This is a genomic window from Citrobacter europaeus, assembly GCA_020099315.1.
In the GTDB taxonomy this organism is placed as follows: domain Bacteria; phylum Pseudomonadota; class Gammaproteobacteria; order Enterobacterales; family Enterobacteriaceae; genus Citrobacter; species Citrobacter europaeus.
Genome location: CP083650.1, coordinates 3,194,174 through 3,214,903 on the forward strand (window position 1 = coordinate 3,194,174; position 20,730 = coordinate 3,214,903).

Here is a 20,730-nt window from a genome sequence, read left to right on the forward strand (position 1 = left end):
ATGCTTAGAATTCATGATGTGATCGGTAGCACGTTTTGAAGTTTAATTGTATGATGAATCAGTCTCGTCAAGGGTTTCAACTATGAGCAAAGCACTGAACACTATCTGGCAATATTTGCGCGCATTCGTCCTGATTTATGCCTGCCTCTATGCAGGTATTTTTCTTGCGTCACTACTTCCTATCACCATTCCGGGCAGCATTATCGGCATGCTGATTCTGTTTGTTTTACTGGCTTTGCAGGTGTTACCAGCAAAATGGGTTAACCCTGGCTGCTACGTGCTGATTCGTTATATGGCCCTGCTGTTTGTCCCAATTGGCGTTGGGATCATGCAGTACTTTGATCTGCTCCGCGCACAATTTGGTCCGGTGGTGGTGTCCTGCACCATCAGTACGCTGGTCGTTTTCCTGGTGGTGAGCTGGAGTTCGCACATTGTGCACGGTGAGCGCAAAATCGTTGGGCAAAAAGGGTCTAAAGAATGATGTCGTATATATGGTGGTCGTTACCTCTGACGCTGGCGGTATTTTTCGGCGCACGTAAGCTGGCTGCACGATTTAAAATGCCGCTATTGAACCCGCTGCTGGTCGCCATGGTGGTGATTATTCCCATTCTGCTGCTGACCGGTATTCCCTACGATCACTATTTCAAAGGCAGTGAGGTGCTGAACGATTTGTTGCAACCTGCCGTGGTCGCGCTGGCCTATCCGTTATATGAACAGTTGCACCAGATCCGCGCCCGCTGGAAATCAATCATCGCTATCTGTTTTGTGGGAAGCATCGTGGCGATGGTTACGGGTACAACAGTCGCCCTGTTAATGGGCGCATCGCCGCAAATTGCCGCGTCTATCATGCCGAAATCGGTCACTACGCCTATCGCTATGGCGGTGGGAGGCAGTATTGGCGGTATTCCGGCTATCAGCGCCGTTTGCGTCATTTTTGTCGGTATCCTCGGAGCTGTGTTTGGACATACGTTGCTTAATGCGATGCGTATTCGCACCAAAGCCGCACGTGGGCTGGCAATGGGCACTGCTTCGCATGCCCTCGGCACCGCTCGCTGTGCGGAGCTGGACTACCAGGAAGGCGCGTTTGGCTCTCTGGCGCTGGTTATTTGCGGGATTATCACCTCGTTGGTCGCCCCATTCCTGTTCCCGATTATTCTGGCGGTGGTCGGTTAACCTTCATTTTTTGGTAATTTATTTGCGATGCGTTGCACATTTTTCATTTAAGTTTCATAAGTTGCACACACAATGAGATTTGGATCACATATAAAGCCGTAACAGGCCCGTAAACTACGATTCCATTACATTGTTATGAGGCATCGCCATGCATCCACGTTTTCAAACTGCTTTTGCCCAACTCGCGGATAACTTGCAATCAGCCCTGGCGCCTGTTCTGGCGGATGTGCATTTCCCCGCCATGCTGACTGCTGAGCAGGTCTCTTTGCTGAAACGCGAATCGGGACTGGACGAAGACGCGCTGGCATTCGCTCTGCTGCCGCTGGCTGCGGCCTGCGCGCGTACCCCGCTGTCCAATTTCAACGTTGGGGCAATTTCTCGCGGCATCAGCGGTAACTGGTACTTCGGTGGGAACATGGAGTTCCTGGGCGCGACCATGCAGCAAACCGTTCATGCCGAGCAAAGCGCCATCAGCCACGCCTGGTTGCGCGGTGAAAAAGGGCTCGCCGCCATCACCGTCAACTACACGCCGTGCGGACACTGTCGCCAGTTTATGAACGAACTGAACAGCGGACTGGACTTACGCATTCATCTGCCGGGGCGTGCGCCGCACGTGCTGCGCGATTACCTGCCAGATGCCTTCGGACCGAAAGATCTGGAGATCAAAACGCTGCTGATGGACGATCAGGATCACGGCTTCGCGCTGCAGGGCGATGCGTTGACCCAGGCGGCAATTACCGCCGCCAACAGATGCCATATGCCGTACAGCAAATCCCCAAGCGGCGTTGCGCTGGAATGCAAAGATGGTCGAATTTTTAGCGGCAGCTATGCTGAGAACGCCGCCTTCAATCCGACCCTGCCGCCGCTGCAGGGCGCGTTAAACCTGTTGAATTTGAACGGTTATGACTACCCGGACATCCAACGCGCCGTGCTGGCTGAAAAAGCCGATGCGCCGTTGATTCAGTGGGATGCGACCTCCGCCACCCTGAAAGCGTTAGGCTGCGATAATATTGAGCGCGTTTTGTTAGCGTAAAAATTCGTACTGCAGGGCGGATCGGCCAATACCGCCGTCCGGCCTGCAAGACGACCATTCAATATGACCGTTTTGCTGAAAATCCCCTCAATCAGATTGCTGTTTCTTGCGCTACGTCTTCCGGTACAGTAGCCTGATTGAAATTCCATCCAAATAACGAGTTTTCTGCATGTTAAAGCGCGTGTTTTACAGCCTGTTAGTCCTGGTAGGCTTGCTGCTTTTGACTGTGCTTGGACTCGACCGCTGGATGAGCTGGAAGACAGCCCCCTACATCTACGACGAACTGCAGGATTTACCCTACCGCCAGGTTGGTGTGGTTCTGGGCACGGCGAAGTATTACCGTACCGGCGTCATCAATCAGTATTATCGCTACCGCATTCAGGGCGCATTGAACGCATATAACAGCGGGAAGGTAAACTATCTGCTGTTAAGCGGCGACAACGCGCAGCAAAACTATAACGAACCCATGACGATGCGTAAGGATCTTATTGCCGCAGGCGTCGATCCAGCAGACATCGTGCTTGATTACGCCGGGTTCCGGACGCTTGACTCCATCGTGCGTACCCGCAAAGTGTTCGATACCAACGATTTCATCATTATTACCCAGCGCTTCCACTGCGAGCGTGCCTTGTTTATTGCGCTGCATATGGGTATCCAGGCTCAGTGCTACGCCGTACCTTCGCCAAAGGATATGCTCACCGTGCGGGTACGTGAATTTGGCGCCCGTTTTGGCGCACTTGCCGATCTCTACATTTTTAAACGTGAACCCCGCTTTTTAGGCCCATTGGTGCCTATCCCTACCATGCATCAGGTACCGGACGACGCACAGGGATATCCGGCGGTTACGCCTGAACAACTGCTCGAATTACAAAAGAAACAAGGAAAATAAGCATGGATGTACAAACCCTTTTCGTCGTGTTGGCCTTTCTGCTCATTCCCGTATTTTGTTTTCGCGAAGCCTGGAAAGGCTGGCGCTCCGGGGCCGTAGATAAAATTAAGAAGAATGCGCGCGAACCGGTCTACGCTTATCGCCATGAAGAGCCCCTGCAATTTTGGTCTTATGTACTGGTTTATGCCGGATGCGGATGTTTATCCTTCGGTATGGTTATTTACTTAGTTTTTTATCGTTAAGGATATTGCCTTTATATTAGCATTTGAGAATAGCTAATATTTTGATAATAGTTACCATTTCAATATAAGGGATTAATGCTGTCCCCCAGCATTTCCCTCAAACTATCTTCTATTTGTGAATTCTTTCACAGAATACTCTTCCTGCAGTGCTTAGCCTTAAGAATAGCCTTTCACTTTTTATATTTTGTTATTAACGGTTTGCCTTAATTTACTCAAGCATTAAGGAAGAAAATATGCCACTACAAAATTATCTGGATGAGCTCACGCCTGGTTTTACTCCATTATTAGCAATAAAAGAGGCTTCCCGCTGTTTATTATGTCACGATGCTCCCTGTAGTCAGGATTGCCCGGCGCAAACCGACCCGGGGAAATTTATTCGCTCCATTTATTTTCGTAATTTTAAAGGCGCCGCCGAAACTATCCGCGAAAATAATGCGCTCGGTGCGGTGTGCGCCCGGGTTTGCCCGACAGAAAAATTATGCCAGCGCGGATGCACGCGCTCAGGAATTGATAAGCCTATTGATATTGCTCGTCTGCAGCGTTTTATTACCGATTTTGAACAGCAGACTGCAATGAAAATCTATCAGCCCGCAACAAAAACGTTGGGTAAGGTCGCCGTCATCGGTGCGGGGCCGGCAGGGTTACAGGCCAGCGTAACGCTGAGCAATCTGGGTTATGACGTCACCATCTTCGAAAAACAGGCCCAGCCAGGCGGCTGGTTGCGCCATGGCATTCCAGAGTTTCGTCTGCCGCACTCGGTTTTGGATCATGAAATTGCCCGTATCGTTGAAATGGGCGTGACTATCAAGTGCAATTGTGAAGTCGGCAATGCCCTTTCCGTTGAGCAACTCAAAGCAGAATATCGCGCCGTACTGGTTACCGTAGGCATGTCTTACGGTTCCACATTACCCATGTTTGACCATGCGGAAAACGTCGAAATTGCCGTCGATTTTCTGCAACGGGCCCGGCAAGCCAGCGGCGATATTACCGTCGCGCAAAGTGCATTAATCATCGGTGGCGGCGACGTGGCGATGGATGTCGCCAGTACATTGAAGCTGCTGGGCTGCCCATCAGTCACCTGCGTCGCGCGTGAAGAACAGGCCGACTTCCCGGCCAGCGACAAAGAATTCAGCAGCACTCAGGCATTAGGGGTATCGATTATTGACGGTTTCACGCCGGTAGCGGTTAGCGGAAATCGCGTCACCTTTAAGCACGTACGCCTGCCGGGCGAACTCACGCTTGAAGCCGAACACATTATTCTCGCCGTCGGCCAACATGCTCAGCTTGCTAATTTCGCCGCGTTAAAGCCACAGCGTAATCTTATTGATACGCAAAACTACCAAACCGCCGATCCGGTCCTGTTTGCTGCGGGCGATATTGTTGAAGGCGATAAAACGGTGGTTTACGCCGTGAAAACCGGTAAGGAAGCCGCTCAGGCCATTCATCACTATTTAGAGGGAGCTTGCTCATGTTAACGAAAGATCTTTCTATTACTTTTTGCGGCGTCAAATTCCCCAACCCATTCTGCCTCTCTTCCTCGCCGGTAGGCAACTGTTATGAAATGTGCGCCAAAGCCTATGATAGCGGCTGGGGCGGTATTGTTTTTAAAACGATCGGTTTCTTTATTGCGAATGAAGTCTCCCCACGTTTTGATCATCTCACCAAAGAAGATACTGGCTTCATTGGCTTCAAAAACATGGAGCAAATTGCCGAGCATCCGCTGGAAGAGAATCTGGCCGCGATCCGCCGACTGAAACAGGACTACCCTGACAAGGTCCTGATTGCGTCGATCATGGGAGAAAATGAGCAGCAATGGCAGGAACTGGCCCGTCTGGTTGAAGAAGCGGGTGCAGATATGATCGAGTGTAACTTCTCGTGCCCGCAAATGACCTCACATGCCATGGGCAGCGATGTGGGGCAAAGCCCTGAGCTGGTTGAAAAATACTGTCGGGCGGTTAAACGCGGCTCTACCCTGCCAATGCTGGCTAAAATGACGCCAAATATTGGTGATATGTGCGAGGTGGCGCTGGCGGCAAAACGCGGAGGTGCCGACGGTATCGCGACCATCAATACGGTTAAATCCATCACCAATATCGACCTGAAGCGGAAGATCGGGATGCCGGTCGTCAATGGTAAATCCAGTATTTCCGGCTACTCCGGCAAGGCCGTTAAACCTATCGCCCTGCGTTTTATCCAACAACTGCGCATGCACCCTGAACTGCGCGATTTCCCAATTAGCGGCATCGGGGGAATTGAAACCTGGGAGGATGCCGCTGAGTTTTTACTGTTAGGCGCAGCCACGCTGCAGGTGACCACCGCGATCATGCAATATGGATATCGGATTGTGGAGGATATGAGCAGCGGATTGTCACATTACCTCGCCGATCAAGGGTTTGAGTCACTGGAGGAGATGGTGGGTCTGGCCAATGCCAATATCATCCCCGCAGAGGAACTTGATCGTAGCTACATCGTCTATCCGAACATCCATCTTGATAAATGCGTTGGCTGTGGGCGCTGCTACATCTCCTGCTATGACGGTGGGCATCAGGCGATGGAATGGAATGAGGAAACCCGCACGCCGCACTGCGACACGGAAAAATGTGTGGGATGCTTGTTGTGCGGTCACGTTTGCCCGGTTGCCTGTATTGATCTGGGCGAGGTGAAATTTAAAACCGGACAGAAAGAACATGCGTTAACGCTGTAACGCTGATAAGAAAAGCCCGGTACAGATTGCGCTGTGCCGGGCTTTTTGCGTTGTACGTTTACTTCTTACGCGCGTACTTCAGTGAGTCCAGCGCGACAGCGAAGATAATAATGCCGCCCTTGATAATATACTGCCAGTATGGGTTCACGCCGATGTAGGTCAGACCATAGTTGATAACGGTGAAGATAATCACACCGGTCACCACGCCAAACACGGTCCCTACCCCGCCGCTGAACGACACGCCGCCAACCACGCACGCCGCAATCGCATCCAGTTCATACATAAAGCCGAGGTTGTTGGTCGCCGAGCCGATACGCCCGGCTTCGAGCAAACCACCGAAGGCATAGAACACGCCAGACAAGGCATAGATAATCAGCAGGTTCAGCGCAACGTTTACCCCGGACACTTTCGCAGCCTCCGGGTTTCCGCCGATGGCGAAAATGTTTTTACCGAAGCGGGTCTTGTTCCACAGCACCCACACAAAGGCTACGGCAATCAGCGCGTAGAAGGTGATGTAGGAGAGTCGGAAACTGCCTAGCGCAATAAAGCCCTGCGCAAAGGTTGAGAATCCGCTGTCAAAGCCAGAAATTGGCGATGCGCCGACGAAGTCGTAGTACAGGGAGTTGATCCCGTAAACGATAATCATCGTCCCCAGAGTGGTAATAAACGGCGTCACGTTCAGATAAGCAATGATAATGCCGTTCACCAGACCGATAACGGCGCCAATCACGCAGACAATCAGCACCACTACGATGATTGGCATCGTAGCCATCTCAGGAAACACCTTATTGGCGTTCTCCATCGATTGCAGCAAGGTTGCCGCCACGACCGCCGCCAGGCCGACCTGACGTCCCGCAGACAGGTCGGTCCCCTGGGTAACGATCAGCCCGGCCACACCCAATGCGATAATAATACGCACCGAGGATTGCGTCAGAATATTACTCAGGTTCAGTAAGCTTAAGAAAGTGGGATCCTGGAAAATAATAATTGCCAGCAAAACTAAAAGAACAACGTAAATTCCGCCTTCTTTCAGGTAAGTAAGAAAACTTTTCTTATTTAACGCACTCATAAGGAGCCCCTAATCTTAAAGGTGCAAAGACGCAAGACGGAGGATTTCGTTTTGCGTTGTAGTTTTAGTGTCAACAATTCCGGCAACGAGACCATTGCTCATCACCAGAATACGATCGGTAATTCCCAGCAGCTCCGGCATTTCAGAGGAAATAATAATAATCCCCTTATCCTTTTTCGCGAGTTCGGCAATCAACTGATAAATTTCAAATTTCGCGCCAACATCAATACCACGCGTGGGTTCATCCAGCATCAGAATTTCTGGCTGGGTTAATAACCAGCGGCCAATAACGACCTTTTGTTGATTACCGCCGGATAGTGAACCGATTTGTGTACGATGGCCCGGCGTTTTCACCCTCATTGAGTCAATAACCCACTGGGTATCGCTCTTCATGCGGGAATTATCCAGCAGACCAACTTTATTTTTATAATTTTGGATATTGGAAATTAACGAGTTAAAACCAATATCCAGATACGCATAAATACCGGTTGAGCGGCGCTCTTCCGTGACCAGCGCAAAACCGTGGTTGATGGCTTCATTTGCGCTGTGGTTATTAATCTTTTTGCCGTGGAGCGTAATCGTACCCGATGATTTCTCACGAATACCAAAAAGCGTTTCAACGATATCAGTACGTTTTGCGCCCACCAGACCGGCAATCCCGAGAATTTCCCCTTTGTGCAAATCAAACGAGATATCACGAATCGACGGCTGACGCAGCGAAGTCAGGTTACGCACTTGCAGAATAACTTCACCGGGTTTGTTCTCTTTATCCGGAAAACGTTGGTTAAGTGAACGCCCAACCATCATGGCGATAATCTTATCCATATCCAGCCCTTCCAGTGGCTGAGTCGCTATCCACTGGCCGTCGCGCAGCACGGTAATTTCATCACACAGCTGGAAGATTTCCTCCATCTTGTGCGAAATATAAACAATGCCGCATCCACGCTCTTTCAGCTTACGGATGATGGTGAACAGATGGTTAACTTCTTTCTCGGTTAGCGATGAAGTCGGCTCATCCATGATGACGATTTTGGCGTCATAGGAGAATGCTTTCGCAATTTCAATCATCTGCATTTGTGAAACGGATAATGTGCCAACGCGCGCGCGCGGATCGATATCAATATCCAGTTCATCGAATATCGCTTTGGTATCGCGGTACATTTTTTCCTGATCGACAAACATGCCTTTGGTGGGATAGCGTCCCAACCACATGTTATCCATCACAGAACGTTGTAATACCAGGTTTAATTCCTGGTGGACCATCGAAATACCATTCTCAAGCGCTTCTTTAGCAGAATGAAAATCGATTTCTTTACCCTGAAATAAAATACTGCCGGAATCTTTTTGATAGATGCCGAAAAGGCATTTCAATAATGTGGATTTCCCCGCGCCATTCTCGCCCATTAAGGCATGAATCGAATGCGGGCGGACTTTTAAATTGACATTATCAAGAGCCTTAACGCCGGGGAAGGACTTGTTGATGCCGGTCATTTCCAACAAGTATTCGCCTGACGACTGAGTATGTGTGCTGACCATAATTATACCTTGTTGGCCTTGCAGAGTGCATAATTAAGGGCGCAATGAAATTGCGCCCACATACGGAGTATTTATTTGTTGGTAAACTCTGCCAGATTATCTTTATCGACACCTACGTACGGAACGCGAACAATCTTGTTCTCAATTTTCCAGTTGGTGCCATCAGCTGCACCTTTGCCGTCAGCCAGATTTCTCGCCAGATCGAAGGTGGCTTTCGCCTGATTGTTGGCATCGTTCAGCACGGTACCGGCCATTGCGCCAGACTTCACCAACGCCAGTGCTTCAGGCAGCGCATCCACACCAAATACCGGTACGTTGGTTTTATTGTGTGCTTTCAGCGCTTCAACTGCGCCCATTGCCATCGCATCGTTGTTGGCGATAACCACTTCAATTTTGTTCGCGTTTGGACCGGACATCCACGCATCCATCTTATCTTTCGCCTGAGCGGTATCCCACATTGCAGTATCTAACTGCAACTGCTCAGTTTTAATGCCTTTGTCGTTCAGCTCTTTAATCACGTAAGTGGTACGCGCTTCAGCATCCGGGTGTCCCGGTTCGCCTTTCAGCAGAACAAACTGAATTTTGCCGTCTTTGTTCAGGTCCCAGTTCGGGTTTGCAGCCCAGTGTTTGGCAATCAAATCACCCTGAATAATACCGGATTCTTTAGAGTCGGTACCGACGTAATACGCTTTGTCATAGCTGTCCAGCGCCTTACGAGAAGGTTCTTTGTTGAAGAACACGATCGGTACGTTCTGTCCGCGTGCTTTTTCAATGACCGTGCCTGCTGCTGCCGGGTCAACCAGGTTAATAGCCAGTGCTTTCACGCCTTTTGCCAGCAGCACGTCGATCTGATCGTTTTGTTTGGACTGGTCGTTCTGCGAGTCATTCATCAGCAACTGGACATCTGGCGCCGCTTTAGCATCTTTTTCGATAGCCTTACGTACCACGGACATAAAGTTATCATCATACTTATAGATAGTTACACCAATGCGGGTATCAGCAGCGTGCGCAGCCGCGCCGAATAACATGCTTGCCATTACAGCAGACAGGGTCAACACCTTCTTATTCATGGTATCTCCGGTTTTATTATGCAGGGTAGTACTTGAGATAAATGCTCGGCAGGCAGAACGTTACTGAAGTGTTACTGAACGCCGAAGCTCACTTTTAAAAAATATTTCTTCCGTGTCTGGCAACGCTCCAAAAACAGGCTTTAATTTTTGTTTAAGGCACCTATACCTCGATGAAAGTGATTATTCACCGTTACATAGTAGTTACAGCGCAACAAACAGTGTCATCATAGCTATCGCATTGTTAATATACTGTGAATTTACTCACATATTGAAAGCGGTTACATCGCGCAACGTTATGAGTTAGTGATCGGTGCCGCATTCTGCCGCAGCGCCACCGAATGGCGACGCACCAGCGTCGGCATAAAGCAATGCGTCGCCTGCGGATCCAATGTGCCTGCCGCGCCCTGCAGCGCGAGCTCCGTCGCCATTTTTGCCATTGAGGCAATGGGATAGCGCACAGTGGTCAGTTGCGGATCGGTGTAACGCGCGATGGGAATATCATCGAAGCCAATGATAGAAAGGTGTAATGGAATAGCGATGCCGTTATCTTTTAGCGCAGTCAGCGCGCCGGCAGCCATATTATCGTTGTAGGCGAAGACCGCCGTCAGTTGTAAGTTACGCCCCAACAGTTCCACCATCGCGGACTCTCCGCCCTGCATATCGGGCGAACCGGTGCCGACCCAGCTTTCTGCCGCAACAATCTCCTGCTCTTTTAGGGCTGTTAACCACCCTTCTTTACGCATGGCATCATCTTCAATGCGATGGCTTGATGCCAGATAACCGATGCGTTGGTGACCATTATTCAGCAGCATTCGGGTCGCCATTTTAGCCCCACTGATGTTATCCAGGCAGACGCAACGGTGAGCGTAGCCTGGCACCAGGCGGTTGATCAGCACCATGCCGGGGATCTGATCCATAAACTCGGCCAGCTCCCGATCGCTCAATGCTTTAGAGTGAACAATCAGTGCGTTACAGCGCTGGCGAATCAACACCTCAATGGCATGACGTTCTTTTTCCGCCTCATGATAGCTGTTGCCAATCAGGACGTACTTCTGATGCTGCTGGGCAACCATATCCACGGCTTTTACCAGCGCGCCAAAAAACGCATCTGATACATCCATGACCACAACGCCAATGGTGTCGCTTACCTGCGTCGCCAGCGCTTGCGCGTTGGCATTAGGTCGATAGCCCAATTGCGTGACGGCTTTCATTACCGCTTCACGCGTATCGGGACTTACCAGCGCACTGTTGTTTAATACGCGAGAAACGGTCGCTACAGAAACGCCAGACTGTCGTGCCACATCACGGATGGTTACCATATTCACTGCCCTGTTTTAGATTGTGGTTACCCACAGACACCCCAGGTTGGGTATTTTGTCAGCACAATGAAACGGACTGCGTGAGTGGTGTCACAGGAATGAAAGCGCTTACATCCATTTTGTTAATGAATGTGATCCAGATCGTTATCTGGATGTACGCGGCAATGATGTCCCTGCAGCACGCAGGGTTAATTGACGCCACAGCCATTCTATCGGGCCCTGGCGGTAAAAACGTAGCCATATGATGGAGAAAAGTAGATTCACGGCCCAGACCGGTATGACGAAAAACAGCAGCTCCAGCCGGTCATATTTCATAAATAAGCCGACCTGGTAAAACAGCGTGGTGCAGATTAAGGTTTGTAACAGATAGTTGGTTAATGCCATGCGGCCCACACAGGCGATGGCAATGACCCATTTAAAGCGGCTAAGCTGCGGCCAGTATCCGAACATCAGCGCGGCGTAACCGATAGTCTGCAACGGCGCGCCCAGCTCTCGCGGGGCTTGTAGCAAAAAGGCACACCAACGGTAGGTCCAGTTCAGTTGCCACTGAATGATAATAGCAGGCAGGTTAATCGCCATGCCGATAATAACCAGCAGCACGCCGGTGCGTCGGTAATGCTGTAAGCTGTACTGCCCTTTTAGCCAGCCGCTGCGCATTAATGCCGCGCCGAGCAGCATCATCCCCGCCAGTTGCCATCCGTATTGCGCGCCTAACGCCAGCAAGCTATTGGACATCATATCCACGCGATTGCTGACCGCTTCCATTCCGCCGTTCACTTTCCAGTATTTTTCATACAGCAACGCTGAGGCATCCGGCGTCCAGGCGCGACTGGTTTCACTCCCTGAGATAACCCCCAGCAGCAGCAGTACGCAAACCCCCACCAGATAAAGCAGTAAGCCGGTGTTAAACAAGCTTTTTATCGACGGCGCATCCCGGATCAACCGCCAGCAAATCAGGCCAATTAAGCCATATGCCAGCAGGATATCGCCATCCCAGAAAAGTAAACCGTGTATAAAACCCAACAGCACCAGCAGCGTAAGCCGCGACTGGATCCAGCGTTTGCCGCGCGGGAGCAGCATTTGCAGACCGGCCCCGAACAGCAATGCAAACAGCGTGAGGAATTTTACCTGCGCAAAGAGATCGAGCAGCGCCCAGGTCCAGGCATCGGATAAGGTGATGTTGCCATACCACGCGGGATTGAGGTATGCCGCCTTTGGCAAGCCAAAGGCGCTAATATTGAGAAGCAGGATACCAAGAATGGCGACGCCACGAATAAAATCCAGCGTGACATTACGCTCCATGGTTCCTGCCCTAATCAGTTGTGATGACGTACTGCGCGCAGGAATTCCTGACGCGTGTTCTGGCTGGACTTAAACAATCCGCCAAGAGACGTGGTCGTGGTCGCACTGGTCGCATCACGAATGCCGCGCGCTTTCACACAGTAATGTACCGCATCAATCGACACCGCCACATTATTGGTTCCGAGCAGCGTTTGCAGCGCGGTGAGGATTTGCTGGGTCAAACGTTCCTGAACCTGCGGACGCTGTGCAAAGAACTGCACAATTCGATTAATCTTCGACAGACCAATGACCGAATCTTTCGGGATATACGCCACCGTCGCTTTGCCGTCGATAGTGACAAAGTGGTGTTCGCAGGTGCTGGTCAGCGTGATATCGCGGACCGTGACCATCTCGTCCACCTTCATTTTGTTTTCAATGACGGTGATTTTCGGGAAGTTGGCGTAATCGAGGCCGGAGAAAATCTCATCGACATACATTTTCGCAATGCGATGCGGAGTTTCCATCAAACTGTCATCGCTCAAGTCGAGATTGAGCAACTGCATAATCTCGGTCATATGGCCCGAGATAAGACGTTTGCGCGTTTCGTTATCCATCTCTTGCACGGGCGGGCGTAGTGGCGTTTCAAGACCACGCGCGACCAGCGCTTCATGAACCAGGGCCGCTTCTTTACTGAGTGATGACATTTCTTCTTCTCCTGCAGGTGGGGCGCCTCTGCCCTGCATGGGGCAAAGTTTTTAGGCTGTGTCACAGCCAGAACATTGTGCGTGAGGCGGCGCACATAATCCAGTATTCACCGCGATAATTATTGAAATTGGCGCAGCCTTTCAGCGTAGCGATTTCACTTGTCATTCAACCCGGTGACATCGAGTGTTAATGTAAAGTTATATAGATGATGAAGTATGTTTGCTCAATGCGGAAGTGAAAGTTACTCACAGTGCTATGAATAATCTGTATTATGGTGAGTTCGCAAACACATTCAGGTTCAACACAATAAGGAGCCACGCATGGAAATGCTTGAAGAGCACCGCTGTTTTGAAGGCTGGCAGCAACGCTGGCGTCACGACTCTACCACGTTAAATTGCGCCATGACCTTCAGTATTTTTCTTCCGCCACCCCGCGATAACGCCCCGCCTCCGGTGCTGTACTGGCTGTCGGGCCTGACCTGCAATGATGAAAACTTCACCACCAAAGCCGGTGCGCAGCGCATCGCGGCTGAGCTGGGCATTGTTCTGGTGATGCCGGACACCAGCCCGCGCGGCGAGCAGGTTGCCAACGATGACGGCTACGATTTAGGCCAGGGCGCGGGATTTTACCTCAATGCCACCCAGCCGCCGTGGGCAACGCATTTTCGCATGTATGACTATCTGCGTGATGAGCTGCCGGCACTGATTCAATCGCAGTTTAACGTCAGCGATCGCTGCGCCATTAGTGGACATTCCATGGGCGGTCACGGCGCGTTGATTATGGCGCTGAAAAATCCCGGGAAATACACCAGCATTTCCGCCTTTGCGCCGATCGTCAATCCTTGCCGCGTTCCGTGGGGCGAGAAGGCGTTTAGCGCTTATCTGGGTGAAGATAAATCACAGTGGGCCGAGTGGGACAGTTGCGCGTTAATGTTGGCCAGCAAGCCCGCAGATGCGATTCCGACGCTAATCGATCAAGGCGACAGCGACCAGTTTCTTGCCGATCAGCTCCAGCCTGCGGTACTGGCCGAAACGGCCCGTCAAACCGCATGGCCGATGACGCTGCGCATCCAGCCAGGTTACGACCACAGCTATTACTTTATTGCGTCGTTTATTGAGGATCACCTGCGCTTCCATGCCCAGTATCTGCTGAAGTGATCACCAGTAAAGCGTATTTTCTATTGCCGCGCTGTAGCTCATCTCTTCTGACTGCGGCGCGGACGCTTTACGATTTAGATCGGCCGCCTGCTGGCGTACCTGTAATCGCCCCACGCTCTCACCGCCTTCATGACCTTCGTTAAAATTACGCACTTCAGACTCGAATAAGATTGCATCCAGGTGGTGCAACTTTTTCAGCGCCCGCAACAGGGAGATAAGCGTGTCCAGATTGAGGCCACCGCCTTTCTCGATGCGTTTAATGGTCGCAATGCCGACCTGTGCACTGTCAGCAAGCTGCTGCTGTGTTAGCGCCAGAGAAATCCGCGTTTCTCTAATGCGAGCGCATAATGACAAGATGATTTCATCATTATTCATGGTGTGATATTTCATGCCGCCCTCCCCCGATTTTTGGGCTGAATTTTCCCAAGGCAGCCGTGATACGTTTCGCGGTACTTCGCGCTCATGTCTTTACCCGTTTCATACATGGCTGCAATCACCTCATCGAGCGAAACGCATGGCTCACTGACGCGGCTCATCGCCATCGTTGCGGCGTTAATCGCTTTTACGGACGAAATCGCATTTCGTTCGACACAGGGAATTTGTACCTGCCCGCCAACCGGATCGCAGGTCAGCCCGAGATGATGCTCCATGGTGATTTCTGCGGCATTCAGCACCTGAGCAACTGACGCCCCCATCAGTTCCGCTAACCCAGCCGCGGCCATCGAACTGGCCACACCGATCTCTCCCTGACACCCGACCTCAGAACCCAAAATAGACGCGTTTTGTTTGAACAGTAGCGCAATGGCGCCAGCGGTGAGGAAAAAGCGGATAACCGATGCGCTATCCAGCTTACAGACAAACTTATCGTACCAACTGAGGACCGCTGGGATGATACCGCTGGCACCATTGGTCGGCGCGGTTACCACCCGCCCTCCTGCGGCGTTTTCCTCGCTGACGGCAATCGCAAACGCATTCACCCAGTTGAGGTTGGTGAGAAAGTCGTTAGCAGAGGGTTTCATTGCCAGTAATTTATAGAGCGAGCAAGCCCTGCGTGGCACCTGATACGAGCCGGGCAGTAGGCCTTCAGTATGCAGACCACGATGGACTGCCTGCTGCATTACCGCCCAAACATGCGCGAAATAGTCATGCAACGCCGCCTGAGAATGCATCTGTAACTCATTTTTCATCATTAATGCCGCAACGGATAATCCATTACGCTGGCACAGCGCCTGCAGCTGCGCGGCATTTTGAAACGCAAACGGAAATGCGTTTTTTTGCGCGGCTCTCTCGGGCACCGACTCGCCGGGTTTGCGAACCTGGCCGGCGCCGGTTGAAAACCATGTTTCTTCATACAACGTAAAATAATCATCCCTGGCGCGAAACGTCATCGCATAGGGATGACCAGAATGCGGGTGTTGATTCGGCTTAATCGCGACCGTCACGGTAACTGAAGGAGAAAGCGTCAGGGTGCCGTCCTGTTCAGCACGTTTAATGAGATCCATCTGCTGGCGTAAATCAACATCATCCGGCTGGTTGCCCAACAGCCCCAGATAAAGAGCGATATCAACGTTATGACACTTGCGGCTTAATGAGAGCGCGCCATATAGCTCAACCTCGATTTCTCGCGTTAGCGGTAAGATCTCCTGTAGCTTTAATTGTGAAATGAAGTTAAACGCGGCACGCATTGGCCCTACTGTTCTTGAACTGGAAGGCCCAATAACGACTTTAAAAATATCAATACAACTTTCCATTTCAGACCCATCCCTGTTAGTCAAAATAGAATATACCGCCAGTAGCAACAGACCGTGACGTGTATATCAAAAACGATACCTTTCAGACTTTGTTTATTTTTTGGTATAAAAAACAATACTATTTTATCTTTTTTTTAACATTCACATCTGTGATAAAGCAGGATTCAATCGTCACCCCCTACTATTACAATAATCTTAATTTACAGGAGTGAGATAATGGCAATTATTTATTTTATTAGTGCAAAAGATCCTGAAAAACTTCAGGCATGGCTGCACAATACGTTTCTAAATACCGAGACCAAACAATATCCGTGCGCACTGGAACAGTTATCTATAGCCGCATTCAATAAACCGTATTTAAAATTATCAATACCCGATGAAGTATTCACCGATGACATATACAAAAAACTAAGGGCGACATCGTTCACTCAGCAATTTGATTTTTTCCTAAAACCGCAAATCATCCCGACGAACGGGATCATCGCCTTTGACATGGACTCGACGTTTATCGAGGAAGAAGGTGTGGATGAAATCGCCCGCGCGCTAGGCATCACCGATCGGATAACGGAATTGACGCAGCAGGCGATGGAAGGAAAACTGGATTTCAATAGCAGTTTCACTCAGCGCATCGGAATGTTAAAAGGAACGCACATCGATGTCATCAATGCCGTATGCGATCGGATGACGGCCTCTCCCGGCATCACCACCATTTTGCCACTCCTCAAACAGAAGGGATTTAAAACAGCGATCATTTCCGGCGGACTGGATATTTTCACCCGCCGTTTACAACAGAAATATCAGCTGGATTATGTATTTTCAAATACCGTTGCAATCAGGGATGGCATGCTAACGGATAATATTTCCACGCCAATCATGAATGCAGAAAATAAGCAGAAAACGTTGGCCATACTTGCCGACTCTCTACAGATACCTCAGCATAATATTATCGCCTGCGGTGATGGCGCCAACGATATCCCCATGCTGACGTATGCTGGCACCGGTATTGCCTGGCAAGCAAAACCAGCCGTCAGGAATTTAATTTCCAATCAGATTAACTTTCACGGATTCGAGTCGCTTTTGTTCTTTATCGAAAATGGATTATAACCCCACGAGCACTGTCTGAAGGGAAAATCATATGAGCTTGAAATCATTTATATTCAGCCAGGCTGATAAGCCGGTTGTAAAAGAAAAAAAAGAGATCGACCATACTTACAAAAAATTCAGAATAGAGATTATTACCTCAGTTTTTATCTCTTACGCCGTCTTTTATTTAACACGTAAAAACTTCTCAGCCGCCATGCCGGCCATGCTGTCAGATACCGCTCTGACCGCTGAAGATTTTGCCATCATGTCTTCACTGTTTTACATTCTGTATGGCTCAATGAAGTTTGTTGGCGGCATGCTGGTTGATAAAATCAACCCGAAAGCCATGACCGGCCCGGTGCTCATTGGCGTGGGGATCGTTAATATTCTGTTTGGTTTTTCCGACAGCGTTGCCGCGTTTTATGTGTTGTACAGCCTCAATGCTATCCTCCAGGGTACCAGTTTTCCGCCCATGGCAAAGATCATGGCATCCTGGTTTTCCAAGAATGAACGCGGACGTTGGTGGGCGGTCGTTGAAGCGGCGCATAATATTGGCGGTAGTCTCGCCCCACTGCTGACAAGTTTCGCGATTGTCTGGAGCGGTAGCTGGAAAATGGGTTTTTATGTGCCGGGCGCGATCTCCTTGCTGATGGGGGTCATTGCGCTCTTTACAATTAAAGACCGTCCCGGGACCTTAGGTTTGCCCAACGTTGGCGAATGGCGCAAGGATCCAACAGAGTTAGCCCAGGTTAAAGCCAGTCCGGTTAACCTCTCCTTTTGGCAGATTTTTGTTAAATATATCCTGATTAACCCGCTGGTGTGGATTATTATCATTGGCGATATGTCGGTTTATATTGCCCGCACCATCCTCAACGACTGGCCACAAATTTACTATTCTCAGGTACATGGCTGGAGCCTGATTAAAGCCAACTCCATTATCTCGTGGTTTGAAGCCGGAGGACTTGCCGGGGGGTTACTGGCGGGTTACTTATCGGACTTTATGTTTAAAAGTAACCGCTGGATGACAGGATTAATATTCGCATTAATGCTCTGCGTGTGTATTACCTTAATCCCACTAGTTCAGGATACTTCATATACCATTACGGCCATTCTCTTCACTATTATGGGTTTTGCCCTGTACGGCCCGCATATGCTTTTTGCCGTAGGTTGTCTGGATGTCACTCACAAAGATGCGGCGGGATCGATAACCGGTTTCCGCGGATTGTTTAGCTATGTTGGCGCGGCATTAGCAGGCGTACCGGTGATATTAGTAAAGAACAACTGGGAGTGGTCTGGAGTCTATCTCTATGCCGTGATCGCAATCCTGTTAACCACCTTGTCACTGGCCTTACTCGCCAAATTCCATCGGCTATAAGCCAGCCATAACAGGACGGTGGCGCCATCGCCGCTGTCCTTCAGTTAGGCTCTTTCAGCGTCAAAAAGGTGTCCTTCCTCTTCATTCCTCCATCATTCCTTCACTTTTTCTCCTTTTTTCTTTCCACATTATCCTGTTGATTAAAAAAGCTTTTATATCGAAAAAATATCAAACACAAATGATTTCTATTATCATTTGTGTTTACAAATATTCATACTTTTGTACAATCCATTCGCTTCTTTACTGAAAAGAGTCCTTAAAAGACAAATACATACAATTGTCATGGCCTTTCATATGACACGCAGTTTGATTCATTTAAATGGAATGATACAAATGACTATACCTCACGTTAAGGCTGTAGCTGCCGCAGTATGCGTCGCCAGTCTCCCATCACTCGGCCATGCCGCTGAACAAGACACCGTAGTCGTTACCGCTACCGGCTTCGAGCAGAAAATTCAGGATGCACCCGCGTCGATATCTGTTATTACCAAGCAGCAGATTGAGGACAAAGCCTATCGCGATGTTACCGATGCGCTAAAAGATGTCCCTGGCGTCGTCGTCACCGGCGGGGGGAGCAGCAGCGATATTAGTATTCGCGGTATGGCTTCGCAATACACGCTCTTCCTGGTCAACGGCAAACGCATTAGCACGCGCGGCACACGTCCTAACAGCGACAACTCAGGTATTGAGCAAGGTTGGCTGCCGCCGCTGGAATCCATCGAGCGTATCGAGGTAATCCGCGGCCCGATGTCATCCCTCTACGGCTCCGATGCGATGGGTGGCGTCATTAACGTCATCACCAAGAAAGTGTCGAATACCAAAGCCTGGACCGGCTCTCTGCACGGCGATGCCACCTTCCAGGAAGACAGAGATTCCGGCGATATTTACCAGACTAACGCCTATGCGTCTGGGCCACTGATTGACGGATTACTCGGCGCGAAGGTGACTGGCTTATTCTCCCACCGGGCCGAAGATAAAATCCTTAATGGCTACAATGAACAGCGTATGCGTAACGGGGGTTTAACCCTGAACTTTACGCCAGATGATAAAAATGACATCGACTTCGATTACGCGCGTGAACTGCAGGATCGCGACAGTACGCCAGGCAAATCCATGGCCGAGGAAAACTGCCGTAACGGGAGCTGTAAGCCCAACAGTAAAAGCGAAAACAAGTATGTGCACACGACGTATTCCCTGACCCACAGCGGTTATTACGACGACTTCAACTCCACCAGCTATGTCCAGCAGGAAGAGACCGACAACCCCGGTCGCCAGATGAAGTCTTATAACACGATTTTCAATAACCAGAACCAGGTCTTCCTTGGGGCGCACACCCTGACGTTGGGCGGGCAATATCGTTATGAAAAACTGCGCGATAATGGCAACCAGCTACAAGCGGCTGATGGACTGAACAAACTGACTCGCTGGAGCTGGGCGCTGTTTGCCGAAGATGAATGGGCCGTTACCGATACCTTCACGCTGACCGGCGGTCTGCGTATGGATAAAGATGAAAACTACGGCGACAACTGGACGCCACGCGGCTATGGCGTATGGCATCTGAGCGATCAATGGACCTTAAAAGGCGGCGTTTCTGCGGGCTATCGCGCCCCGGATCTGCGCCAGTCTTCTGCCAGTTGGGGACAGGTCACCGGCGGCGGTCGTCTGAACGGGATCATTGTCGGCAACCCGGACCTGAAACCGGAGAAAAGCCTCAGCGAAGAGATCGGTTTACTGTGGGATAACGGCAACGACCTCAATGCGGGCGTGACCCTGTTCAATACCGACTTCAAAAACAAAATCACCGAAGTTCGCCGTTGCAACAGCAGTTCCGATCCGGCCTGCACCATCGGCAATACCCATTATGACTTCGTCAGCGATCGCGTTAACGTCGATAAAGCCAATATGCGCGGCGTAGAATCCACCTTCGGCTGGAAAATCACCTCCGACGTCAACTGGACGGCGAACTATACCTATACGGAATCTGAGCAGAAAAGCGGTCAGTTCTCCGGCCAGCCGTTGAACAAAATGCCGAAGCATATGTTCAACACTACGCTGGACTGGCAGGCCACCCAGGATCTCGGTTTCTGGAGCCGTCTTAATCTGCGCGGGAAAACGTCTGAATACCTGAGCCGTACCTCCATGGCCCAGGGCACGCCGTCCTATACTCAGGTCGATGTTGGTTTACGTTACTATGCAACCAAGGATCTGTTGATGACCGCTGGCGTGTATAACGTGCTGGATAAACAAATCGATTACGATACCTACGACACCGTTCTTGATGGACGTCGTTACACGGTTGGCATGACTTACAGCTTCTAAGTCTGGCGCAATAAAAAAACCCCG

Annotated in this window: 19 protein-coding genes; 11 read left to right on the top strand and 8 right to left on the bottom strand. The window is 50.3% G+C overall.

The features are described from left to right. Nucleotides 1–82: 82 nt before the first annotated feature. The 7 genes from LA337_15175 to preA all read left to right on the top strand — a co-directional run bounded on the left by LA337_15175 (nucleotide 83) and on the right by preA (nucleotide 6,041). On the top strand, nucleotides 83–481 hold the full coding sequence (locus LA337_15175; GenBank protein UBI14523.1) for a CidA/LrgA family protein: 399 nt from the start codon (nucleotides 83–85) through the stop codon (nucleotides 479–481). Continuing rightward, nucleotides 478–1,173, top strand: coding sequence for a CidB/LrgB family autolysis modulator (locus LA337_15180; GenBank protein ID UBI14524.1), 696 nt, complete (start codon nucleotides 478–480; stop codon nucleotides 1,171–1,173). Before LA337_15175 ends, LA337_15180 begins: the two co-directional genes overlap by 4 nt. Nucleotides 1,174–1,321: 148 nt before the next feature. Then, entirely contained in the window at nucleotides 1,322–2,206 is an 885-nt protein-coding gene (gene cdd, locus LA337_15185) for a cytidine deaminase (GenBank protein UBI14525.1), read from the top strand. A gap of 169 nt (nucleotides 2,207–2,375) precedes the next feature. Next, complete coding sequence (sanA, locus tag LA337_15190; protein UBI14526.1) at nucleotides 2,376–3,095, top strand: outer membrane permeability protein SanA; 720 nt, start codon at nucleotides 2,376–2,378, stop codon at nucleotides 3,093–3,095. 2 nt (nucleotides 3,096–3,097) lie between these two features. After that, on the top strand, nucleotides 3,098–3,337 hold the full coding sequence (locus LA337_15195; GenBank protein UBI14527.1) for a DUF2542 family protein: 240 nt from the start codon (nucleotides 3,098–3,100) through the stop codon (nucleotides 3,335–3,337). A gap of 233 nt (nucleotides 3,338–3,570) precedes the next feature. After that, nucleotides 3,571–4,812 carry an NAD(P)-dependent oxidoreductase gene (locus LA337_15200; protein UBI14528.1) on the top strand — a complete coding sequence of 414 codons (1,242 nt, stop codon included), beginning with the start codon at nucleotides 3,571–3,573 and terminating at the stop codon, nucleotides 4,810–4,812. After that, the gene (gene preA, locus LA337_15205) at nucleotides 4,806–6,041 is read left to right on the top strand and encodes an NAD-dependent dihydropyrimidine dehydrogenase subunit PreA (protein UBI14529.1); all 1,236 of its coding nucleotides are present in this window, start codon (nucleotides 4,806–4,808) and stop codon (nucleotides 6,039–6,041) included. Before LA337_15200 ends, preA begins: the two co-directional genes overlap by 7 nt. 58 nt (nucleotides 6,042–6,099) lie before the next feature. On the opposite strand, the gene mglC is transcribed toward preA, so the two are convergent. The 6 genes from mglC to folE form a co-directional block, all read right to left on the bottom strand. Beyond that, nucleotides 6,100–7,110, bottom strand: coding sequence for a galactose/methyl galactoside ABC transporter permease MglC (mglC, locus tag LA337_15210; protein UBI14530.1), 1,011 nt, complete (start codon nucleotides 7,108–7,110; stop codon nucleotides 6,100–6,102). 15 nt (nucleotides 7,111–7,125) lie between these two features. Next, a complete protein-coding gene (mglA, locus tag LA337_15215; GenBank protein ID UBI14531.1) occupies nucleotides 7,126–8,646 on the bottom strand; it encodes a galactose/methyl galactoside ABC transporter ATP-binding protein MglA in 1,521 nt (506 codons plus the stop codon). A gap of 71 nt (nucleotides 8,647–8,717) precedes the next feature. After that, entirely contained in the window at nucleotides 8,718–9,716 is a 999-nt protein-coding gene (gene mglB, locus LA337_15220; protein ID UBI14532.1) for a galactose/glucose ABC transporter substrate-binding protein MglB, read from the bottom strand. A 293-nt stretch (nucleotides 9,717–10,009) separates the two neighbouring features. Then, entirely contained in the window at nucleotides 10,010–11,035 is a 1,026-nt protein-coding gene (galS, locus tag LA337_15225; GenBank protein ID UBI14533.1) for an HTH-type transcriptional regulator GalS, read from the bottom strand. A 144-nt stretch (nucleotides 11,036–11,179) separates the two neighbouring features. Continuing rightward, complete coding sequence (locus LA337_15230) at nucleotides 11,180–12,337, bottom strand: DUF418 family protein (protein ID UBI14534.1); 1,158 nt, start codon at nucleotides 12,335–12,337, stop codon at nucleotides 11,180–11,182. A gap of 14 nt (nucleotides 12,338–12,351) precedes the next feature. Next, entirely contained in the window at nucleotides 12,352–13,020 is a 669-nt protein-coding gene (gene folE / locus LA337_15235) for a GTP cyclohydrolase I FolE (GenBank protein ID UBI14535.1), read from the bottom strand. A gap of 321 nt (nucleotides 13,021–13,341) precedes the next feature. Here folE and fghA point away from each other — a divergent pair, with 321 nt between their 5' ends. Then, the gene (gene fghA, locus LA337_15240; protein UBI14536.1) at nucleotides 13,342–14,178 is read left to right on the top strand and encodes an S-formylglutathione hydrolase; all 837 of its coding nucleotides are present in this window, start codon (nucleotides 13,342–13,344) and stop codon (nucleotides 14,176–14,178) included. On the opposite strand, the gene LA337_15245 is transcribed toward fghA, so the two are convergent. Continuing rightward, entirely contained in the window at nucleotides 14,179–14,568 is a 390-nt protein-coding gene (locus LA337_15245; protein UBI14537.1) for a helix-turn-helix domain-containing protein, read from the bottom strand. Beyond that, complete coding sequence (locus tag LA337_15250) at nucleotides 14,565–15,929, bottom strand: L-serine ammonia-lyase (GenBank protein UBI14538.1); 1,365 nt, start codon at nucleotides 15,927–15,929, stop codon at nucleotides 14,565–14,567. The genes LA337_15245 and LA337_15250 overlap by 4 nt, the downstream gene beginning before the upstream one ends. A 216-nt stretch (nucleotides 15,930–16,145) precedes the next feature. On the opposite strand from LA337_15250, the gene serB reads away from it, so the two are divergent. The 3 genes from serB (at nucleotide 16,146) to LA337_15265 (ending at nucleotide 20,706) form a co-directional block, all read left to right on the top strand. Continuing rightward, nucleotides 16,146–17,033: a phosphoserine phosphatase SerB gene (serB, locus tag LA337_15255; GenBank protein UBI14539.1), complete on the top strand. Its 888-nt coding sequence runs from the start codon at nucleotides 16,146–16,148 to the stop codon at nucleotides 17,031–17,033. Nucleotides 17,034–17,064: 31 nt separating this feature from the next. Beyond that, nucleotides 17,065–18,387, top strand: coding sequence for an MFS transporter (locus tag LA337_15260; GenBank protein UBI14540.1), 1,323 nt, complete (start codon nucleotides 17,065–17,067; stop codon nucleotides 18,385–18,387). 333 nt (nucleotides 18,388–18,720) lie between these two features. Next, entirely contained in the window at nucleotides 18,721–20,706 is a 1,986-nt protein-coding gene (locus LA337_15265) for a ligand-gated channel protein (GenBank protein UBI14541.1), read from the top strand. The last annotated feature ends 24 nt before the right edge of the window (nucleotides 20,707–20,730 follow it).